General features: G+C 53.4%; 17 protein-coding genes and 1 pseudogene. 9 read left to right on the top strand and 9 right to left on the bottom strand.

The features are described from left to right. Positions 1 to 86 precede the first annotated feature (86 nt). The 3 genes from EUU23_RS10850 to bfr all read left to right on the top strand — a co-directional run bounded on the left by EUU23_RS10850 (position 87) and on the right by bfr (position 2,225). A complete protein-coding gene (locus EUU23_RS10850) occupies positions 87 to 1,316 on the top strand; it encodes a DUF418 domain-containing protein (RefSeq protein WP_160354128.1) in 1,230 nt (409 codons plus the stop codon). 159 nt (positions 1,317 to 1,475) lie between these two features. After that, positions 1,476 to 1,646: a (2Fe-2S)-binding protein gene (locus EUU23_RS10845; protein ID WP_160354127.1), complete on the top strand. Its 171-nt coding sequence runs from the start codon at positions 1,476 to 1,478 to the stop codon at positions 1,644 to 1,646. Between the two features lie 99 nt (positions 1,647 to 1,745). Further along, complete coding sequence (bfr, locus tag EUU23_RS10840; RefSeq protein ID WP_143776981.1) at positions 1,746 to 2,225, top strand: bacterioferritin; 480 nt, start codon at positions 1,746 to 1,748, stop codon at positions 2,223 to 2,225. A 29-nt stretch (positions 2,226 to 2,254) separates the two neighbouring features. On the opposite strand, the gene EUU23_RS10835 is transcribed toward bfr, so the two are convergent. From EUU23_RS10835 to panB, 5 genes are all read right to left on the bottom strand, one after another. Beyond that, the gene (locus EUU23_RS10835) at positions 2,255 to 2,686 is read right to left on the bottom strand and encodes an Hpt domain-containing protein (RefSeq protein ID WP_246156429.1); all 432 of its coding nucleotides are present in this window, start codon (positions 2,684 to 2,686) and stop codon (positions 2,255 to 2,257) included. Between the two features lie 141 nt (positions 2,687 to 2,827). Continuing rightward, the gene (gene der, locus EUU23_RS10830) at positions 2,828 to 4,231 is read right to left on the bottom strand and encodes a ribosome biogenesis GTPase Der (RefSeq protein WP_160354125.1); all 1,404 of its coding nucleotides are present in this window, start codon (positions 4,229 to 4,231) and stop codon (positions 2,828 to 2,830) included. A gap of 21 nt (positions 4,232 to 4,252) precedes the next feature. Continuing rightward, complete coding sequence (locus tag EUU23_RS10825) at positions 4,253 to 5,551, bottom strand: outer membrane protein assembly factor BamB family protein (protein ID WP_160354711.1); 1,299 nt, start codon at positions 5,549 to 5,551, stop codon at positions 4,253 to 4,255. 49 nt (positions 5,552 to 5,600) lie between these two features. Continuing rightward, positions 5,601 to 6,350 (bottom strand): tetratricopeptide repeat protein, encoded by a 750-nt coding sequence (locus tag EUU23_RS10820; protein WP_160354124.1) that lies wholly within the window; start codon positions 6,348 to 6,350, stop codon positions 5,601 to 5,603. 78 nt (positions 6,351 to 6,428) lie between these two features. Continuing rightward, positions 6,429 to 7,295 (bottom strand): 3-methyl-2-oxobutanoate hydroxymethyltransferase, encoded by an 867-nt coding sequence (panB, locus tag EUU23_RS10815; RefSeq protein WP_160354123.1) that lies wholly within the window; start codon positions 7,293 to 7,295, stop codon positions 6,429 to 6,431. A gap of 251 nt (positions 7,296 to 7,546) precedes the next feature. Between panB and EUU23_RS10810 the strand changes: the two genes are divergently transcribed. The 3 genes from EUU23_RS10810 (at position 7,547) to EUU23_RS10800 (ending at position 9,390) form a co-directional block, all read left to right on the top strand. Further along, positions 7,547 to 7,843 (top strand): hypothetical protein, encoded by a 297-nt coding sequence (locus tag EUU23_RS10810; RefSeq protein ID WP_246156428.1) that lies wholly within the window; start codon positions 7,547 to 7,549, stop codon positions 7,841 to 7,843. A gap of 2 nt (positions 7,844 to 7,845) precedes the next feature. Continuing rightward, complete coding sequence (locus EUU23_RS10805; protein ID WP_160354121.1) at positions 7,846 to 8,067, top strand: helix-turn-helix transcriptional regulator; 222 nt, start codon at positions 7,846 to 7,848, stop codon at positions 8,065 to 8,067. Positions 8,068 to 8,175: 108 nt separating this feature from the next. After that, positions 8,176 to 9,390: an MFS transporter gene (locus tag EUU23_RS10800; RefSeq protein ID WP_160354120.1), complete on the top strand. Its 1,215-nt coding sequence runs from the start codon at positions 8,176 to 8,178 to the stop codon at positions 9,388 to 9,390. Here EUU23_RS10800 and EUU23_RS10795 read toward each other — a convergent pair. The 4 genes from EUU23_RS10795 to EUU23_RS10780 all read right to left on the bottom strand — a co-directional run bounded on the left by EUU23_RS10795 (position 9,387) and on the right by EUU23_RS10780 (position 11,542). Then, the gene (locus tag EUU23_RS10795; RefSeq protein ID WP_160354119.1) at positions 9,387 to 10,385 is read right to left on the bottom strand and encodes a glycerophosphodiester phosphodiesterase; all 999 of its coding nucleotides are present in this window, start codon (positions 10,383 to 10,385) and stop codon (positions 9,387 to 9,389) included. The two genes, EUU23_RS10800 and EUU23_RS10795, sit on opposite strands and share 4 nt — an antisense overlap. Positions 10,386 to 10,461: 76 nt before the next feature. Beyond that, on the bottom strand, positions 10,462 to 10,809 hold the full coding sequence (locus EUU23_RS10790) for an ArsC family reductase (protein ID WP_160354118.1): 348 nt from the start codon (positions 10,807 to 10,809) through the stop codon (positions 10,462 to 10,464). After that, the gene (locus EUU23_RS10785) at positions 10,806 to 11,033 is read right to left on the bottom strand and encodes a DUF2805 domain-containing protein (RefSeq protein WP_246156427.1); all 228 of its coding nucleotides are present in this window, start codon (positions 11,031 to 11,033) and stop codon (positions 10,806 to 10,808) included. The genes EUU23_RS10790 and EUU23_RS10785 overlap by 4 nt, the downstream gene beginning before the upstream one ends. Further along, positions 11,021 to 11,542 carry a GFA family protein gene (locus tag EUU23_RS10780; protein WP_246156426.1) on the bottom strand — a complete coding sequence of 174 codons (522 nt, stop codon included), beginning with the start codon at positions 11,540 to 11,542 and terminating at the stop codon, positions 11,021 to 11,023. The genes EUU23_RS10785 and EUU23_RS10780 overlap by 13 nt, the downstream gene beginning before the upstream one ends. A gap of 500 nt (positions 11,543 to 12,042) precedes the next feature. On the opposite strand from EUU23_RS10780, the pseudogene EUU23_RS10775 reads away from it, so the two are divergent. From EUU23_RS10775 to EUU23_RS10765, 3 genes and pseudogenes are all read left to right on the top strand, one after another. After that, positions 12,043 to 12,252: pseudogene (locus EUU23_RS10775) on the top strand (hypothetical protein); the annotation flags it as partial. Between the two features lie 4 nt (positions 12,253 to 12,256). Beyond that, a complete protein-coding gene (locus tag EUU23_RS10770; RefSeq protein ID WP_160354117.1) occupies positions 12,257 to 13,273 on the top strand; it encodes a hypothetical protein in 1,017 nt (338 codons plus the stop codon). 58 nt (positions 13,274 to 13,331) lie between these two features. After that, a complete protein-coding gene (locus tag EUU23_RS10765) occupies positions 13,332 to 13,985 on the top strand; it encodes a Fic family protein (protein ID WP_343032716.1) in 654 nt (217 codons plus the stop codon). Position 13,986 lies beyond the last annotated feature (1 nt).

Genomic DNA, 13,986 nt, shown 5'->3' with positions numbered 1-13,986 from the left:
ACCTACATTGATGTCAATAACAAATCCTGAAAGTTCTAGACGACGAAAAAGCAAGTTGTATTACCGCTGCAACATAGGAGGATTCCATGACAGCAGATACAGATCGCTACATCACGCTGGATGCGATGCGGGGATTTGCCGTGATGGGAATTTTGGCGATGAACATCATCGCCTTTGCGATGCCGGAATGGGCCTATGTCACACCCAAGGCCTATGGCGGCCTAACGACTGAGAACCAGTTATCGTGGCTTTTGTCATTCATCTTCATCGATGGCAAAATGCGCGGTCTTTTTTCGCTGCTCTTCGGTGCGAGTTTAACGCTGATCGTCGAAGGTGCACAGGCCAAGGGCGAAAGTGCAAAAAAGATCCATTTTTCAAGAATGTTCTGGCTCGCCCTGTTCGGATTAACCCATTATTTTTTCATATGGTTTGGCGATATATTGTTTTTATACGCGTCGGTAGGCTGCATCGCATTCCTGTTTAAGGAATGGCAACCGCGCCAACTTGTGAAATGGGCGCTCATAATATTTGGTATTGGCTTGCTGTTGTGGGGTTTGCAAATGGGCGGGCTTCAGGTTTTGCAGTTTTTTGCCACAATGCCGAATGCCGACCCGGAAATTGCCCAGCAATTTGGTAAGATCATCAACAGCCCTGATTTCGACCCAAATGTGGAAAAAGATCTTGCGCTGTATCGCGGCGGCTATTGGCCAATAGTAGAACATAAATTGTCCGAATGGTATGCGCCCCTTACACTGGTGCTGCAGTCAATTACCGAGACATTACCGCTCATGATGATCGGCATGGCGATGAAGAAAAATGGCTTCATCACCGGTGCGTGGGCTAGAGAAGATTATATCGTCTGGATCAAAAGGCTTGTTCCGGCCGGACTTGTATTGAGCGCCGGCCTTGCTGGTGGGTTATGTGCGGTTGGCTATGATCCGGTGAATTCAGTTGCTGTGTTTCTTGTCTGGAGCGGGATACCCAGATTGATGCTGACAGTCGGTTATGCTGCGCTTCTCATCCTTGTGATCGAGCGATATTCAGGCAGCGCCCTGATTGCCCGGGTCACAGCTGCGGGGCAGGCTGCCTTTACGAACTATTTGGGCACCAGCATCATCATGACCAGCATATTTTATGGCTATGGCTTCGGGTTATATGGTGATTTAAGCCGCATCGAGCTCTGGCCTTTCGTATTCGGCACTTGGATATGGATGCTGCTTTGGTCAAAGCCCTGGCTCGTCCGCTTTCGCTACGGGCCACTTGAATGGCTTTGGCGGAGCCTAGCCCGCGGCAAACTTCAGAAAATGATACGGTAACATTAATGCTGCTTAGGTCCCGACGCCAAATATTCGACAGTGAAACGGGAAGACCCACGGTCTGAATCAGGCGTAGGAAAAGCAAAACCGACCCTCGGCCGTAAAGCTATTGCAATCAATTCGCATTAACGGTAGTCGGGTTCGACAGGAGCCGAATCGATGGTTGTTTGCGTATGTAATGCTATTCGTGAGAAAGACCTCCGCGCGGCGGTACGAACCGGGTCGGAACGCCCCAACGATGTTTATGCCCGGCTCGGGCGCAAACCCAAATGCGGACAATGTCTATCGTTCGCGCGAAACATTATCAGCTCCGGTCCTGCGACCGCATAGCAATAGCACTGCTTTATCCCTGAAAATCTTTGGAATATTGCCTTCACTTGTTGGGGGTAAAACGCTATTCAAACATGGATATCCAACAGGAGACAGACGATGAAGGGCGACGCCAAAGTCATAGAGTTTTTGAATGAAGCGCTCAAAAACGAGTTGACCGCTGTCAACCAATATTGGCTGCATTACCGTATGCTCGACAATTGGGGCGTGGCGAAGCTGGCGCATTTTGAACGACATGAATCCATAGACGAAATGAAACATGCCGACCGCTTGTCGGAACGGATACTCTTCCTTGATGGATTGCCTAATTTTCAACTCCTCGGCCGGTTACGCATAGGCGAAACCGTGGAAGAAATACTGAAGGCGGATCTGGAGCTTGAATATGAAGCCCTGCCGTTGTTGAAAGATGCCATCGCTTATTCAGAAAGCGTGCGCGACTATGTCAGCCGTGATTTGTTTGCGGATATTCTCGAAAGCGAAGAAGAACATGTCGACATGCTGGAAAAACAGTTCGATATGATCGCGCGGATGGGCATTGAAAACTATGTTCAGCTGCAATCAAAGCCCGCAGAAGACTAGGTACCTATCCTAGATCTCGACTCTCAAGTCTAGCCGTAGCTCATGCCGCCAAGCGCGTTGCGCTGGCCAAAACTGACGGGACGGCGTTCGACCAGCGGACTGGCTTCAGATTCAAGCGCAGATAAAGTTGCTTCGAACACAGGCCGCAAACGGACGATTTTTTCGACCAGTTCCGACGGATCGATCTGAATTTCGACATAATGGCGGGCGGCCATTTCGATTTCTTCGGCTAGCAGCGCCAGCTTATCTGCGCCAAATTGCCAAGATTCGCCTTTCAAAGTGTGGGCGGGAATTACCAGCTTGGCCGAATCTTTCAGGCGCAAGGCTTCTTCAATCGCTGCCACCGATTTGGTGCCATCCTCTCGGAAATAGCCCAATATTCTGACGAAACCGGCACCTAAAAGGTTACGGGTTTCGGTAAAGGTCTTCCAGTCAATTAGATCATCCGGCTTTTCGGTCAACGCGCTGCTCCATGGACAACGAAAATGGTCCTGTCGGTTTCCTTTACAATGGGAGAGGTAAACAGAGCGTTGACACATTCTGTTTGGCAAAATCTACATTAGGATGGGGACCATTCGAGTTTCTCATCCTAGGTCCCCATCCTAGTCATTTTCCGCAAAAGGATTTTTCGACGATCGGAAATTGATCCGCACCGGTACAGCGCCAAAGTCGAGATCGCGTCGGATGCCGTTTAACAAGTACCGCGCATAGCTGGCGGGAAGTTCGTCAGTTCGATTGCCGAAAATGACAAAGGTCGGGGGCCGATTTCGGGCTTGCGTCATATAGCGCAGTTTGATTCGCTTGCCGCCTGGCGCTGGCGGGGGATTTGCAGCGACCGCCGCTTCGAACCAGCGATTCAATATTCCCGTTGGCACGCGTTTGTTCCAAGCTTCGCGCGCGTCAAAAGCGGCGGAGATCATGACATCCAATCCTTTGCCCGTTGCCGCGGAAACAGCGATCAACGGCACGCCCTTTAACTGCGACAGGCCCTCTTCAAGCGCTGCGCGAATACCGTTGAAGAGGCTGCTTCCGTTTTCCGCAATATCCCTTTTGTTAATCGCAATGATCAGCGCCCGGCCTTCTTGAATGACATGATCGGCGATCTTCAAATCCTGGACTTCAAGGCCCTTGGTCGCATCAAGCAACAAGACAACAACCTCGGCAAAATCAATGGCGTGACGGGCGTCGGCGACAGACAGCTTTTCGAGCTTGTCCTGCACTTTGGCGCGTTTACGCATACCGGCGGTATCGATCAGACGCACCCGTCGGTCGGTTAGCAATGGGGGGATATTCCCTTCCTCGTCCGCTTCACCCTGTTTGGGATGAGGATCTGTCCATATCCAGTCTATGGAAATACTGTCGCGTGTGATCCCGGCCTCGGGGCCAGTGATCAGTCGGTTCTCGCCCAATATCTTGTTTATTAGCGTCGATTTACCGGCATTGGGTCGACCGACAATGGCGAGTTTCAATATGGCGTCGGGCGCTTCAGGGTCCTGAACTTCAAATGACCCTCCGTCGATATGGGGCAATAACGCCTGGAACAGATCCGCCATGCCCTCACCATGCTCGCCGCTGATCGCAATAGGATCACCAAAACCAAGGGCATAACTTTCTAAAATGCCGTCATCGCCTTGCTTGCCCTCTGCCTTGTTGACCGCCAACACGACCGGGGTAGCGCTGCTGCGAAGCCATCGCGCAATTTCTTCATCTAGTGGAGTAACGCCAACGCGGCCATCAATTAGAAATAGTGCCACCTGTGCACCGGAAATTGCCGCTTCTGTCTGCATCCGCATCCGTCCAGGCAGCGTATCCGGATCTTCGTCTTCATATCCGGCAGTGTCGACAATCGTAAACTCAAGATCGAACAACCTGCCCTGACCTTCCCGCCGGTCGCGGGTAACGCCGGGGGTGTCATCGACAAGCGCAAGCTTTTTGCCAACCAGCCGGTTGAACAAAGTCGATTTGCCGACATTGGGCCGACCGATAATGGCTACCGTCGGCAACATGCCGTTACTCCTCCTAATGCATTATCCGCGAAAAGCCGAGATTCGGCCCGAGTCATCAAGGATATAAAGTGTTTTATTCGCCACAATCGGGGCAAGCGACACCGGGGATTTCAAATCGAAAACCTCGTTCGCGACCCCTTCTTCGGGTGAAATGGACCAGATATTGCCTTTCGAACTCGCAACGATCAGGCGACCGCCTGCCAGAACAGGGCCATACCAGCTAATTGGTCCTTTCTTCTTTTCTTCATTGCCATAGCGTTGCAATTTCGAAATCCAGCGGATTTTACCGCTCGAACGGGCAACGCAAAGAAGGCGGGCTTCGTCGGTCATAACAAAAACCCACTCACCGGCCGCGACCGGAGTCGAAATTCCGGCAATATTGATTTCCCAAATACGCTGTCCTGTAACCAATTCATAGGACGCCATGCGCCCCCCCTTACCGAGGGCAAAAACGCGTCCACGATCAATCACCGGATCAGCATCAATATCCGTCAATGTCGACACTGATGTCGACATCGCAGTACGCGACAGAGTATCGGTCCACAAACTACGGCCATTTTCATACCGATATGCAGCAAGCTCTCCGCTCGAATAACCAGCAATAACCGTACCTTGTGCCGCAGCCGGTGCGCCTACGCCGAATATGCCTGACGCGGCAACCGGCCCGGCTTCATTCCATTGCGGTTCGCCATCGGTTTGGCGCAACGCATAGATTTGATTGTCCTGCGTCATGACATAGACATTGCCATTCGACAAAGTCGGTGCGCCGCGCAAAGGACCGGCAGGACGCTTTTGCCAGCTCAACGCGCCGGTATCGGCGGCCAGGGCGGCAACATCGCCCACCCCGTTGGTTGCAAACACCATCGTGGCTGTTGCACTGACTCCGCCGCCAAAGCGCGATGGCTTGCCATCATCATCAATTTCAAGTGCATTGGACCAGATTTGTGCGCCGCTGTTGGCATTGAAAGCGGTGACGCGTGCAGTTGTGTCAACGACATAGACCCGCTCATCGCTGACCACCGGACTAGCGGCAAGGCGTGCACGCGGATTCGCGCCGGTAACACTCGCGCTCCAGATACGGGTAAGTCCCAGGCCAAGTTCAACATGACCGGGGGATTTGGACGCATTGCCACCCGGCTGTGCCCAGGCATCGTTGACCAATGGGGGGGGGAGGATTACTGCTACGCTGCTTAGTGCAGGGTCAACTTCTGTGTCGCGTTCGGTGCCCAATATATCGACGCGGTTTCCGATGGTTGGCGTGTTGTTTTTCTTGCCGGCATCCCCCTGCAGACCGTCAAGCGCGGCGCAGCCACCCAGCATCGCCGTTGCGGCAAATGCCAATAGCAATTTTGCGTTGGTTTTCACGAATTCACTCTCCCTTGGCGGCGGATTTATCTGCCGTTTTTGCCGCACTTGTCTTGTCGTCAACCTGAACGGTATCAATGCCGAGCGCGCCCGCCATTTGCTGTGCCCGGCTCCGAAGGCTTTGAGGAATGCCTTCCTGTTTGGCAATCTTGGCAAAAATGGGCCCCGCCAGATTGTCTTTGCCCATTTTCATATAGGCCAGCGCCGTTAGCTCGCCTGCGCTGCCAAACCATGCATGGCCCGGTGTCGCCAGAGGTTTCAGCCGGTCAACAACTGCCTGCGGTGGAAGCGTGTCAAATTCCGCACTGGTCTGACGGATGAGCGCCAAATCACGGAAAGTTTGTGGCAGACTGCTATCCTTGGCCACCTTGGTGTAAATCGCGATTGCTTCTTTGGTCTTACCATCTTCGCCGAGCAAATTTGCCTCTACCATTTGCGCCATCGCCCGGTACCCGGGCTGTTCGGCCTTGGCAAGCCGAGCGAGCTTGTCGCGGCCCTGCTTAGCTTGTCCGGCGCGCAGTTTATCCATGGCATCGACAAATTCTTCGCTCTGTCTGTCTGCTTTTGCCTGTTGCTGGTTATGGTAGATGATCCAGCCGCCAAAGGCCAAAAGTCCAGCGACAATCGTCGCAAGCATCCACCGGCCGTAGCGAGTCCAGAAATTGGTGAGATCGCTTGCGCGTACTGCGTCGTCCACTTCACGCAGGAAAGCTTCATCGCTTCCGGCGCGTTTTTCAGTCGGTGTTAAAGCCAAAAGGGCCTCCGAATTTGCATGATAACCATATTGTTGCGCCGTCCTTAGCGGGACTCGCGGCGATAGGCCAGCCCTGCTTCAAACAGGTTCATACAATTGATCAGGTCCAGGGAAGCTACGGTCGCGCACACCGCTGGCATATTCGCGCACCGCTTCTTCGACGGACATGCCCATATTGCCGAATTTTTTGACGAATTTTGGCACGCGGTCGAACAGGCCCAACATATCTTCTGTCACCAATACCTGACCATCGCATTGTGCCGATGCGCCGATGCCGATGGTCGGGCAGTCGATCTTATTGGTAATTTCGATGGCGATAGGTTCCAAAACCCCTTCGATAACCATCGAAAAAGCACCCGCGTCAGACATGGCGACTGCGTCTTCGACAATGGATTTGGCTTCTTCGGGACTTTTACCGCGCACACCATATCCCCCCAAAATATTGACCGCCTGCGGTGTCAGGCCGACATGTGCCATGACCGGAATGCCACGCGACGTCAGAAATTCCACGGTCGGGGCGAGCACCCGCCCACCCTCGATTTTGACCGCTGCCGCACCTGTTTCTTTCAACAGGCGTGAGGCGTTGACAAAGGCCTGCTCGGGCGATGCTTCATAGGAACCAAAGGGCATATCGACAATCACCGCGGCGTGGTAACTGCCGCGAACCACGGCCGCGCCATGAGCGGCCATCATTTCCATCGTGACCGCCACGGTATGCGGCAATCCATAGATCACTTGGCCAAGCGAATCGCCCACCAGCAACATATCGCAATGCGGATCCAGCAGCTGCGCCATTCGGACTGTATAGGCAGTCAGCATGACCAGGGGTTCACCGCCCTTTCGTTGCCGGATGCGGGGCACCGTCAACCTTTTCATCGGTGAAGGCGTGGGGTTGGCACGGCTGGTTGACGTGTCAAAGGTGAGCGTTTGGGGTCGAGTGGACATGCGCGGCGGCTTAGCGGTTAATCCGGCATTGCAAAAGCACGAAGCGAAAATATGTCATAAAAATTTGACTCGGTGTTAATTATATATAACATTGAGTGCGAATCAATTAACATTGGAGATGGGAAATGTCCTTTCGCGAAAAAATACATTGGGTCGCACTTTTCGGTTTGATTGTGGCTTTTGGCTGGTACTTTTTGGCGTACCCTTGGACTATTGCCAATACACAGCAGGGCGTATGGACGGCCGTGGGAATGCTGATACCGGTAACCATCATATTCCTTGTCCCGATGATCGCCGGGACCGTATTTTTCGCCATCCGCACACCAAAAGAAGCCAATTTGAAAGAGGATGAGCGAGAGAAAACAATCCATCTGCGGGGAACGCACATGGCCTATTACCCGCTGGTACTGGGCGTGTGGGCCAATATATTTTTCCTGATAAATGGCATAGGCTTCGGATATTCGGTCAATATCCTGATCGCCACCCTTGTTGTGTCGGAAGTCATCCGGGTCGGCTCGCAGCTATATTTCTATCGCAAAGGTGCTTGAGCATGGCACATATACCCTTCAGCAACGAAATAAAGACATTGCGTTTTCTGGCCGGTGAAATGACGCAAGGGGACCTTGGGGACAAGGTTGGTGTGACGCGCCAGACCATCGCAGCAATTGAACAAGGCCGATACTCCCCGTCCTTAGAAGTCGCGTTCCGCATTGCCCATGTGTTCGGAAAATCTTTGGAAGATGTGTTCCGATGGCAAGATGATATCCCCTAACCGAAAGTGCCGCGCAGCACCGAAGGCCTGAATAATGCTCCCCGGCTTCCTTGGCCTTCAACTTGACGACTGAAAATCATGGGGTTACCCCACAGATATGGGGGCCTGATGGATAAAACAGCAAATCGCCCGGCGCTAGGCCTTATTGCCTTCATCGTCTTCATCGACATGGCAGGTATCGGTTTGATTGTGCCTGTCATGCCCCGGCTCGTTATGAATTTGAGTCATGAAGGGCTTGACCGTGCCGCTGAAATTGGTGGTTGGCTGCTTTTTGCTTATGCCATCATGCAGTTCTTTTTCTCGCCAGTAATCGGCGGTCTGTCGGATCGTTTCGGGCGTCGGCCGATTTTGCTCGTAACGCTGACCACTTTGGGAATTGATTATGCGGTAATGGCATGGGCACCCACGCTCGCGTGGCTGTTTTTGGGGCGCATGATTTCCGGCATCATGGGGGCGACATGGGCTGCTGCAAATAGCTGCGTTGCTGACATTGTCCCTCCGGATAAACGGGGCGCAGTTTATGGCGTGCTCGGTGGGGCAGGCGCGGCGGGTTTTGTACTCGGTCCGGCGCTTGGCGGTGCATTCGGGCTGCTCGGCGATCGGGTGCCATTCATCGTCGCCAGTGTATTGAGCCTGATGGGCGCAGCCTATGGCGCTTATGCGTTAAAGGAAACTTTACCGGTGGAAAAACGCCGAAGATTCAGCCTTTCAAGAGCAAATCCATTTGGCACTATGGTACAAATGTCAAAGACGCCTCTGGTTCTCGGTTGCCTCATCACAATTTTCTTCATGCAATTTGCCGCGCAGGCAAACTTCGCTGTCTGGAGCTATTATGGCGCTTTGAAATTCGATTGGGGTCCATTGACCATCGGTGCGACGGTTGCCTTGTTCGGCATGCTTCTCGCCGTGATCCAAGGCGTTTTGGTCGGTAAAGTCATTAGCCGTTTCGGCGCGGTGCGGACAGCCGTCTGGAGCTTGATTTTCGCCATCCCAAGCTATCTTGTTATTGGCTTTGCCACTTCATCCGCCATGATGATCACAGGGCTCATAATCGGGGCGATCAGCGGCCTTACATTTCCTTCAATGCAAAGTTTGATGACGGTCAAAATAGCCGAAGATTCGCAAGGGGAGCTGCAAGGCGCGATTGGCAGTGTGGTCAGCTTGACCGCAATCCTCGGTCCGCCGACCATGACCGGAGTGTTCGGGGCATATGCCGATAAAGTCGGGCTATTTTTCCCGGGCGCCCCTTACATGCTTGCGGCGACATTGATGGCAATTGCCGTCCTAACTTTATGGCGAACCTTGAACCGGCATGCCGATTAGCGTTTGGCGGCCGCAACCGCTTCGGCTGGATTGTCGCTGAAAAGTCCATCAATGCCAGTGGCAATAAAGGCCCTGATTTCCGCCGCCAGATCACCCGCAGCCCGCGGGTCGACACCCGATTTTGCACTGAGCGGCAGGAAGTAATTTTCGCGACGGAAAGTCCATGGATGGACAGCAAGGCCTGCCTTATGTGCATCACGGACAAGGTTTGTGGGGGTGCCCAGATTGCCCAGCAGATTACGTGGAATGACCAGCGCCTTATTGGGGCCAATTCCGTCGGCATAGGTCGCAATCGCCTGCAATCCCTCGGCTGTTGCCATTTCCGGATAAGTGAGATCGGGCCTGTCGGCCGGGCTGCCTTTTTCATCCAGTAATTGGATCAGTCGCACCTTTGTTTTGGCGCGCAAAGCCTTGAGGTTTTCCACTTCGAATGACTGGATAAATATTGGCGATGTCTTTTCAACAAGGCCATAGCGTTGCAATAGCGCCAGTAACGGTGCCTCATGCGGAAGGCCAATTGAAGCAAAATAGGACGGATGCTTGGTTTCCGGATATACACCAATGATCCGACCGGACTTTGCCCCATATGTTTTTGCAAGGTCCAAAATTTCTTCAAATGTCGGAATTTCGAATTGCCCGTCATAGGCAGTGTTGGCACCACGCAGTTGCGGTAGCCGTTCCTTCACGCGCAGGGTTTTCAACTCGGCAAGGGTGAAATCTTCGGTAAACCAGCCGGTCATTTTCTGGCCATCGATTATCTTGCTGGTCTTGCGGTTCGCAAATTCCGCTTTTGTGGCAACATCGGTTGTTTCCGAAATTTCATTCTCGTGCCGCGCGACGAGCACGGCGTCCTTGGTCAGCACCAGATCTGGCTCGATAAAATCGGCGCCTTGCTCAATCGCCAATGTGTAGCTGGCGATACTATGCTCAGGGCGTTCTCCGCTGGCCCCACGGTGCGCGATAATGATGACGGGGCCGTCAGTGGTTTTTTGCATGGCTTGGCTCTCCGAAGCAGAACATGAGGACAGAAGGGCGGCACAGAGAAATGGCAACAGCAGTTTCATTGTGGCTTCAAAGCTCCTCTCGATCATAGATTTCAGGATTGAATCCGACCAGCAAATTGGGACCGCCCTCGACGACGGGGCGCTTGATCATCGACGGGTTGGCTTGCATCAGCGCAATCGCCTTATCTGTGTCGATGCCGATCTTATCCGCATCGGCGAGTTTTTTGAAAGTCGTACCGGCCTTGTTGAGTAACTTTTCCCAACCGACCTGTTCGATCCATCGTTCCAGAGTTTCAATTGCGATCCCGTCTTTTTTATAATCATGAAAATGGAATGCGATTCCCCGGTCGCCCAGATATTGCCGTGCCTTTTTGACAGTATCGCAATTGGGTATGCCATATAGGGTTATCGTCATTTATAATGCTCCCTCCGGTCGCCAAATTCGCGCACACGCTTGCGCCAGCTTTGGTAACTTCCCGGTTTCAGATTTTCACGCATGATAGACTTTATCTGGTCTGGTGTAACGCCATGCTGCTGCGTTATCTGGCCAAAGCTGACATGGTCGGATAGCGCCATCTCGATGATCTCGCTCAACTGGCTGGCGGAAAGATCGGGCGTTTGCGGCATCAGTTTGGCCATTGGTCGGTATCATGGTCGGGATGCTGGTGATTGCTGGCGCGGATCTGCGCGACATGCTCCGCCATGGTCTCTTCGGTGCTGCCTTCATCGGCCAGTCCGCCGATATCCGCGAACCACGGCATCCGTCCCTCCGCCCCGAATTGCACCTGTGGCGGGAAGGCGGACGGGTCGTCAAGCGATCCGGTGGTGACATTCAGATGCGCGCTCGTTGTATAGTCATAGAGCAGTGGCGTGCCGCAATCAGCGCAAAATCCGCGGGTGACGGGATCAGAGCTTTGGTAGAGTGCGGGCGTACCCCGCGTCCATGTAAAGGCGTCGCGCGGGATGCCGATCAAGGCGGCGAAGAAATTGCCGACTGCTTTCTGGCACATCCGGCAATGGCAGATGTGCGACGAGTCGAGCACGGCGGTCGCATGATAGCGCACCGCGCCGCATTGGCACCCGCCGGAAATCGCGCCATCGATGCGCTTCATGCCGCCATCATTCCCACTCGATTGTTTTGATGACATCTAACTAATTGAAATAAATAGCGAAAAAATATTTTTTCAAGAGCGCTTCCGTAAATGAGGCCGTCATTATGTTATCATTTTGATTTAGTTTGTTAATTTCGCAATTTTTTGCAGCCTGACCTTTCGGAGACAATCGCTATCATTTGCCCAAATTGGTACCGCGCAATGCGAACGTGCAACGTCGAATCGCTTCTAGCGTTTTACCGTCGAGTCGGGAACCCGTTGCAGTTTGTTGCCTCATCGTAGGGCCGACCAAACAGCCAAGACGTGAAAATCCAATCTGATTGATGAAAGTGTCAAGTGGTATAAGAAGATGCTAGAAAAAGAAGATGACGAATCGAATCCAATCTTCCGCAACGTGCGACCCTAATCATAACCACTGCGGCGAGGTCGAAGCTGATCAGGTCAACGCGCTTGATTGCGGATAGTTTCAAAAAATGGCTGAGCACGAGATGCCCAATTTAGATATCGGCGTAACTTGGCTGCAATGGGACCCGCGCAACGCAAATCTCGTAATCAATACCGATGCGGACCAGATCATCGTCGCGCATGCTGGCACCCATCCAGTCGGCCAGTTGCCACTGATCGGTTATCGCTCCGGTAATCTCGAGGACCCGGCGATCCGCAAGGCAGGTTGCGACATTCTGGAGGGCGGCGAGCACGCCTTCCGCGAGCCGGCCCGGCGCCTTTGCGTTCGGTTGAAACGCTGAAGCGATGCGCGAGATTGACTGGGACAATCTCCCACCCACAACTACGCCTCAGGTACCAGTCATCGTCAAGGGCTTCAGCAACGGTGAGGCCGCGACTGAACTTGGCAAGACCGTTGGCGAGTGTGTGGCCACCATCGGCAGCTTCATCGATCTCTCTACGCTTGATGGTGTAACAATTGCCATCGACTATGACGCAGCACTGGCCGAGATCGATCGAGGAATGGCGGGGCTTAAACCGTTGGATCGGACCAACACCGAGGAACTCCAAGGCGTCGCAAAGACCTGTCAGGTGATGCGAGACGGATTCCGCAAAAGTCACCTGGTTTTCAATGCCAAAATGCTCGTCTCCCTTATCGCTGGAGAGGCTGCGACTGATGACGATCGCAAGAGCGCTATAGGGATCATCGCTCATGAATGCGGTCATGTTCAAGTCAACGCACAGCTTGATGTGGTCGTGCCGGATGCACGCCTCGGGGCAGTGATTGCAGATTTCGAACGCGCGGTGCTATTTCAGATCGCGAACATTTGCTGGGATGAGTATGCGGTCTGCCGGCTGTCGGCGCCGTTCGCTCCGCTCCAGAATGAGCAGCATTCCGCAACTGTCATCGCCGTCGTGCCCGGCGCGCTTGAACGGGCGCACGCGTATATAACGGCCTACCGGATTCACGGCGATAATCAGCGTATTATCAGCGAAGCTGGCGGTGAATTGTGCCAACCTTTGAAAGCCATAGCCTATCTATTTGGCGGGATGGATGCCGACAATTTGGATTGGCATGATTTTCCAGATGCCCAGGCCGCAGTTGAAGAGGCCGGCTATGCCGAGCTTGCCGATGCGCTACGGCGGCACTGCCGCTCATTGTGGGAAAGCCAAGCAGAATGGAGCGTGGATCAGGATGTCTTTGCGCCACTCATCGATGTTGCACGCGAAGCCTTTGAACTCGGCGGCATTCATTTCTATCAGTCGTCGGGTGAGTGGTGCATTTCAATTCCTTTCACACCCGAAACGATGCCGGACTCGTAATGCGTGATATGGCGCCTTGGAACTTAGCAATAGGATGACAATATATCCGCCCTGGCAGGTGCATTCGGCTGAAGGCTATGACGAAGCCATGCAACTTGCGGCAGCAGAAGTTTTTCGAAATCTGCAAAATAATGTCGACTATCGCCGCGCCATCCTAACCGATCCGCGCGACCTACATGCTTCGCTTTTCAGAGATTTCGCGCCCGATTCACATCCAGAATATGCCGGGACCTATCGAGGAACAGTCGCCACGTCGCTCGAAAAACGTGAGATATCGGCGCCAATGCTGTTCAAGCCGGGTGGGCATTTTGCTTTTGAAGCGCCTGAGGGGTTGCCGGACAAGGTCGACTTTCTGCTCCGGCAGATCACGCAAGAAATTCAAGAAGCGCACCATGCGCCAACTTATACCCAACTGCTTATGCTCACCCATCTCTTCTGCTGGTGGGGAAAGCTCCACCCGTTCCTGGACGGAAACGGGCACATCCAGAGAATCCTATTCGCGGCCGCCGCAGTCGAGCTGGGCATTCCCCTTTTGCCGCGCTTCGCGATTCATCCACGGTCCTATGACCGGCTGTTAGCCTTGCCCTTGGAGATGTTCACCCGAGCGGCTGAAAACCAGAGGGAACAATTCATTGCCATGGTTGCCGAGTATCTGAGCACTTGGCTTGCCGGTCCTTTCGATAGACCAGGCTCCGGTATTCCAGACGAATAAC

This window comes from Sphingorhabdus profundilacus, from assembly GCF_009769755.1.
In the GTDB taxonomy this organism is placed as follows: Bacteria; Pseudomonadota; Alphaproteobacteria; order Sphingomonadales; family Sphingomonadaceae; genus Sphingorhabdus_B; species Sphingorhabdus_B profundilacus.
This window is presented reverse-complemented; position numbering and strand designations above follow the sequence as displayed.